General features: G+C 71.7%; 4 protein-coding genes. 2 read left to right on the plus strand and 2 right to left on the minus strand.

Going from position 1 to position 2,104, the window contains the following annotated elements; all coding sequences use genetic code 11:
- Window positions 1–26: 26 nt before the first annotated feature.
- Window positions 27–362 (plus strand): metal-sensitive transcriptional regulator, encoded by a 336-nt coding sequence (locus QH283_RS02755; protein ID WP_280501445.1) that lies wholly within the window; start codon window positions 27–29, stop codon window positions 360–362.
- A 48-nt stretch (window positions 363–410) separates the two neighbouring features.
- On the opposite strand, the gene QH283_RS02760 is transcribed toward QH283_RS02755, so the two are convergent.
- Window positions 411–1,238: an LLM class F420-dependent oxidoreductase gene (locus QH283_RS02760; RefSeq protein WP_280501442.1), complete on the minus strand. Its 828-nt coding sequence runs from the start codon at window positions 1,236–1,238 to the stop codon at window positions 411–413.
- A gap of 228 nt (window positions 1,239–1,466) precedes the next feature.
- Between QH283_RS02760 and QH283_RS02765 the strand changes: the two genes are divergently transcribed.
- Complete coding sequence (locus tag QH283_RS02765; protein WP_280501443.1) at window positions 1,467–1,910, plus strand: Hsp20/alpha crystallin family protein; 444 nt, start codon at window positions 1,467–1,469, stop codon at window positions 1,908–1,910.
- A gap of 6 nt (window positions 1,911–1,916) precedes the next feature.
- Here QH283_RS02765 and QH283_RS02770 read toward each other — a convergent pair.
- On the minus strand, window positions 1,917–2,104 hold a 188-nt coding region (locus QH283_RS02770), incomplete at its 5' end, for a hypothetical protein (RefSeq protein WP_280501444.1).

Below are 2,104 nucleotides of genomic sequence, written 5' to 3' on the forward strand. Positions count from 1 at the left end.
CAGTACTTCTCCTCCTCGACCATGCGCTGCAGGCCGCGGGGGGGGGGCCCCCGGCCCCGCCGGCGGGGGGGGGGGGGGGGGGGGGGGGGGGGGGTTGGGGGGGGGGCGGGGGGGGGGGGGGGGGCCCCCCCCGCGCGCCCCCCCCCCCCCGCGGCCTGCAGCGCATGGTCGAGGAGGAGAAGTACTGCATCGATATTCTCACCCAGGTCTCGGCCATGACCAAGGCGCTGCAGGCCGTGGCGATGGGGCTGCTCGAGGACCACATCAGTCACTGCGTGGTCGACGCCGCGGTGGCGGGCGGCCCCGAGGCGGAGGCGAAGATCAAGGAGGCGACCGACGCCATCGCCCGGTTCGTGCGCTGAGCCTCCCCGCGCCGAGTCTCCGCACCGCGCGCCCGGCCTCCGCCCCGCTCAGCGGGTGAGCAGCGGTGCGAGTTCGCGCAGGGGCGTGAGGTAGTCCTCGCCCAGCGCTTGCAGGGCAACGTGGTCGGCGCCCGCGTCCAGGTGCGCGCTCACCTGTTCGGCCACCCGCCGGGCGGTGCCGTGCACGGCCAGCGCGTCGATCAGCCGGTCGCTGCCCTCGCCCGCGAAATCGGACTCCTCGTAGCCGAGCCTGCGCAGATTGTTCACATAGTTGGCCAGCCCCAGATACCGCGCGACCATCGGACGTCCGATCGACCGCGCCCGCCCCGGGTCGTCGTCGACGACCAGCTTCTGTTCCACCGCAAGCAGCGATCGCGCGCCCACCACCGCCCGGGCGCGCCGGGTGTGCTCGGGCGTGCCCAGATAGGGCAGCGCGCCCAGCGCGCGGTCGCGGGCCAGCTCGAGCACCCGGGGGCCGAGCGCCGCGACGGCGCGCCGGGAGCGCGGCACGCCCGCCGCGTCGAGCTTGTCGAGGTACTCGACCAGTGCGCCGTAGGGCTTGCGGTAGGCGTCGACCGCCTCCGGGTGGCCGACGCCGATGCCGAGCAGGAACCGGCCCGGGTAGCGGTTCTCGATCCGGTGGAAGGATGCGGCGAGTTCGGCGACCGGTGCGGTCCAGATGTTGACGATGCTGGTCGCCACGGTGAGCCGTTCGGTGGCCGCCAGCAGCGGCTCCACGGTCTCCAGGGCGGCGGGCGGCGATCCGCCGAGCCAGAGGGCGCCGTAGCCGAGCTCTTCCAGCTCCGCGGCCTCCTCGGGCTGGAAGCCCTTGTAGCCGCGCCACACACCGAATCGTCCGAGTCCGTATTCCGTCATGCCGGAAACCAACCTCCACCCTGTCGTCTGCATTCCGAAGTCTCGACCGGGCATTCCCCGCGCGGACACCGCCGAACCCTCGAGAGAACGCGACAACCACCACTTCTGGCACTCTCGTCACTTGAATGCTGGCACTCTCGCCAGTCGAGTGCTAATCTCGGTGGTGCACAGCTTCCGGCGCTCAACGAGGGAGTGGGCGCCACAGTGATCGAGCGGGAGGTGATTGCTGTGCTGCGATTCGATCCGTTCCATGACATCGACACCGTCGCCCGCCAGCTACTCGGCGAGGGCCTCGGCACCGCACGCGCGCCCCGGTTCATGCCCATGGACCTGTTCAAGGCGGGCGACCACTACGTGCTCAACGCCGACCTTCCCGGCGTCGACCCGGGCTCGGTCGATGTCTCCGTAGACAACGGCACCCTGACTCTGCGCGCCCAGCGCAGCCTGCCGAGCGACGAGAACGTCCAGTGGATCGCGTCGGAACGCTTCGCGGGCACCTACATGCGTCAGGTGTCCCTCGGTGACAACGTCGACACCGACAAGATCAGCGCCACCTACAACAACGGCGTGCTGTCGGTGACGATCCCGATGGCCGAGCGCGCCAAGCCACGCCGGATCGAGATCTCCGGCGGCGCCGAGCAGAAGACGATCGAGGCAGGCACGGGCAACTGATCGCCGTCACGCCCACACGACGCGCGTCGCCGATCGCCTCGGCGGCGCGGCGTCGGCCTGCCCGGCCGCGCGACAGCGGTGAACCGGTGACGCGACAGCGGTGAACCGGTGACCGGCCGCACGGACGCGGGCGTGCACGCCGAAGGCCAGGTCGCGCACTTCGACACCTCGGCCGAGTTCGACGGCCCGAAGCT

Source organism: Nocardia farcinica (assembly GCF_029867845.1).
Taxonomy (GTDB): Bacteria; Actinomycetota; Actinomycetes; order Mycobacteriales; family Mycobacteriaceae; genus Nocardia; species Nocardia farcinica_A.

Bases quoted from the DNA above. Each gene is read 5' to 3' on its own strand.
- QH283_RS02760 (WP_280501442.1), bottom strand. From the start codon at position 1,238: ATGACGGAATACGGACTCGGACGATTCGGTGTGTGGCGCGGCTACAAG.